Raw genomic sequence first — 3,021 nt, 5'->3', positions numbered from 1 at the left:
CCCTCCGCCCACGTCACCTCGGTACCGGGCAGACCCCGGCTCCACGCGCGGGTGATCCCGACGCGGCCGGCCTCGCCGGGATCACCCGCGCGTGGAGCCGGGGTCTGCCCGGTACCGAGGTGACGTGGGCGGAGGGCGGCGCCGTGCCGACGCTGCGGTGAGGGCGGGCGCTCGACGCGGTCAGGCGGCCCTGAACTCGACGATCCCGATGTCCCCCGCCGTGCGCACCGACGACACCCGCAGCCCCGCGTCCGCGCCGAGCGCGGTCAGCGCGGCGACCCCGCGCTCCCGGCCGCCGAAGTACACCAGCATGCGCAGGTCCATCGCGGCCACCGTCGACTCGCGGTCGGCGCCCACCTTCTCCACGACGAGCACCCGGCCGTGCTCCCCTGCGGCCTCGGCGCAGCGGCGCAGGACCGACCGTGCCGCGTCGTCGTCCCAGTCGTGCAGGATCGCGCAGAGCAGGTAGCCGCCGGCCCCCTTGGGCAGCGCCTCGAAGAAGCTGCCCCCCACCGCGTCGCCGCGGTCGCCGAGTCCGGCCGCCGCCAGCGTCGCGCGGGCCGCCCCGGCCGTGGCGGGCTGGTCCACCACGGTGCCGCGCAGCTCCGGGAAGGCGGTGAGCAGCGCCGCCAGCAGCGTCCCGTTGCCGCCGCCCACGTCGACCAGGTGACCGAGCGCGCCCCAGTCGTACGCCGGGACCAGCGCGCCCGCCCACTCGGCGACGTCGACCCCCATCGCGCGGTCGTACGAGCGGGTCCGCTCCTCGTCCGCCGCCAGGTCCTCCCAGAACCCGCGGGCGTACTGGCGCGGGAACGCGGCCGTGCCCGTGCGCACGCTGTGCGGCAGCTGCACGAAGGCCAGTTCGGCCCGGCCGAGGCCGCCCTCGGTGTCCAGCCACTCCCGCAGCCCGCCCGGGTGGTCCGACCTCAGCTCCTCGCCCCGGGCCGTCAGCGCGTACCGCCCGCCCCCGTCGCGGGTCACCACCCCGACACCGGTCAGGTGCCGCAGCAGACGGTCCAGCGCCCCCGACTCCGTCCCGGTCTCCTGCGCCAGCTCGGTGGCCTTACGGGGCCCTTCCGCCAGATGGTCCGCCACCTTGAGCGTGGCCGCCGTGCGCAGCGCCATCGGGGTCACCAGGTCCGCCAACCGCCACAGGGACACGTCCCGTTGCTCCTCGCCCGCCATCAGCAACTCCCTCTCCTCGCGACCGACCGGCCAGCCTCGCCCCGACCCGCGGGCCCCGCAAGCGAATTACCCGGTCAGGTTGCGCTGCGGGTACGAATCGGTTGCGGCCGGGGCCAACCGCGGCGCCACGGACGGGGGTGGGGCAGCATGACCGGGCATGGAGCGAGACCGGTACGTCGACTTCCTGCGGGCCCTGGCGATCTGCATGGTCGTGCTCGGCCACTGGTTGATCACCGCCCTCGTCCGGGAGCCGGGCGGGGGCATCGTGGCGCCCGAGCTCCTGGCGGAGATCCGCTGGACGCAGTGGCTGACCCTGGGCTTCCAGATCATGCCGCTGTTCTTCCTCGCCGGGGGCCACGCGGCGGGCGGCTCCTGGGCCCGCACCCGGGCGGCGGGAGGTACGGCGGCCCCCTGGGTGGCGCGGCGGGCCCTGCGCCTGCTGCTGCCCGCGGCCGCCTACTGCGGGCTGGTGCTGCTCGCGGTCGCGATCTGCTCGGCGGCCGGAGTGGACCGGCGCACGCTCGAGCTCGCGGGATGGGCGATGGCCATGCAGTTCTGGTTCCTCCCGGTGTACCTGCTGCTCAGCGCCCTCACCCCGGTGCTGCACGCGGCGCACCGGCGCTGGGGGCCGCGGGTCCCGGTGGCGATGGGTGCGGTCGCGGTGGCGGCGGGTGCGTCGGTGACGGCGGGTGCCCCGGCCTCCGCCGGGCTGGTCGACTACGTCCTGGTCTGGGGAGTGGCGTACCAGCTCGGGTTCTGCTGGCGCGACGGGCAGTTGACGCGCCTGCCCGCCGCCGCGATGGCGGCCGCGGGCGCGCTGGCCTTCACGGCGCTGATCACCCTCGGGCCGTACCCGGTGAGCCTGATCCGGGTCACCGGGGAGACGGTCGGCAACACCGACCCCCCGTCCCCGGCGATGCTGGCCTGGGTGGTGGCCCAGGCCGGCGCATGCCTGCTGGCCGCTCCGGCCGTCCGGCGGGCACTGGAGGGCGCACGCATGGGACGTGCCGTCGGGTTCCTCGGCGGCGCGAGCATGACCCTGTACCTGTGGCACATGCTGCCCGTGCTGCTCGCCGCCGTGTTCTACCTGCTCGGCCTCGCCCCCGACGCCGCCTTCGGCAGCGCTGCCTGGTGGGCGCTGCGCGTGCCCTGGATGCTGGTGCTCGCGGTGTTCCTGGCGGGCGTGCTGGTCGCACTGCGGCCGCTGGAGCGTGCGCTCGCCCGCCTGTCCGGCGCCGTCGCCCCGTCGGCCGACGCCCGCTACGACCGCCCCGCCCTGCTGTGGACCGGACTGGCCTGCAGCACGGCCGCCCTCGCCTACTGGTCGGTGCACGGCCTGGCCCCCGACGGCCGGTTCCCCGCTCTGCCCGCCCTCGCGTTCACCCTCGGCGCGGCCCTTGTGGCGCTGCCCCGCCGCCCGGCGGCACGCCCGACCCGTCAGGGGGAACCGGGGACCCCCGCGGAAGAGGCCGCCTGACGCCGCCCTTGCCGCCGGGCGGCGGGTTCGCCGCGTGGATCGTGGTGGCCTCTGTGGTGGCCCTTGCGGTGGTCCGACTGGGCGCGGGTAGCGCAGCGGTCCGGCGGGTGTGCCGTCCAGCCCCGCGGCTTGGCCCGCGGCACGGCGGCCTCCTGGGTCGCCGGCGCGGTCGCATGACGCCATGTCATCTTCGTGGCGGGCCGGGTGTCGTGGACGTCCCGCGGGGTCCGACCGCCCCCTCGTGGTAGCGCAGCGGTCCGACGGCTGCTCCGGCCGGAGCCGGGGCTTGGACCGCTGCGCGGCGGTTCCGGGAGCCGGCAAGGCGGCCCCGCCGCCGAAGCCGCCGTAAACACCTTTCT

At 76.6% G+C, this 3,021-nt stretch carries 2 protein-coding genes; one reads left to right on the top strand and one right to left on the bottom strand.

Going from position 1 to position 3,021, the window contains the following annotated elements; translation table 11 throughout:
- Window positions 1–180: 180 nt before the first annotated feature.
- Window positions 181–1,185, bottom strand: coding sequence for a methyltransferase (locus tag PV350_RS45815; RefSeq protein ID WP_500339219.1), 1,005 nt, complete (start codon window positions 1,183–1,185; stop codon window positions 181–183).
- A gap of 157 nt (window positions 1,186–1,342) precedes the next feature.
- Here PV350_RS45815 and PV350_RS45810 point away from each other — a divergent pair, with 157 nt between their 5' ends.
- Complete coding sequence (locus tag PV350_RS45810; RefSeq protein WP_500339218.1) at window positions 1,343–2,662, top strand: acyltransferase family protein; 1,320 nt, start codon at window positions 1,343–1,345, stop codon at window positions 2,660–2,662.
- Window positions 2,663–3,021: the final 359 nt, after the last annotated feature.

The organism is Streptomyces sp. PA03-6a (assembly GCF_033792765.1).
GTDB lineage: Bacteria > Actinomycetota > Actinomycetes > Streptomycetales > Streptomycetaceae > Actinacidiphila.
The sequence above is the reverse complement of the archived record's forward strand: the minus strand, read 5'-3'. Positions and strand labels throughout refer to the sequence as shown.

What these genes read in the sequence shown, in the direction of transcription:
- PV350_RS45815 (WP_500339219.1), bottom strand. Translation starts at nt 1,185, where the DNA reads ATGGCGGGCGAGGAGCAACGGGACGTGTCCCTGTGGCGGTTGGCGGAC.
- PV350_RS45810 (WP_500339218.1), top strand. Translation starts at nt 1,343, where the DNA reads ATGGAGCGAGACCGGTACGTCGACTTCCTGCGGGCCCTGGCGATCTGC.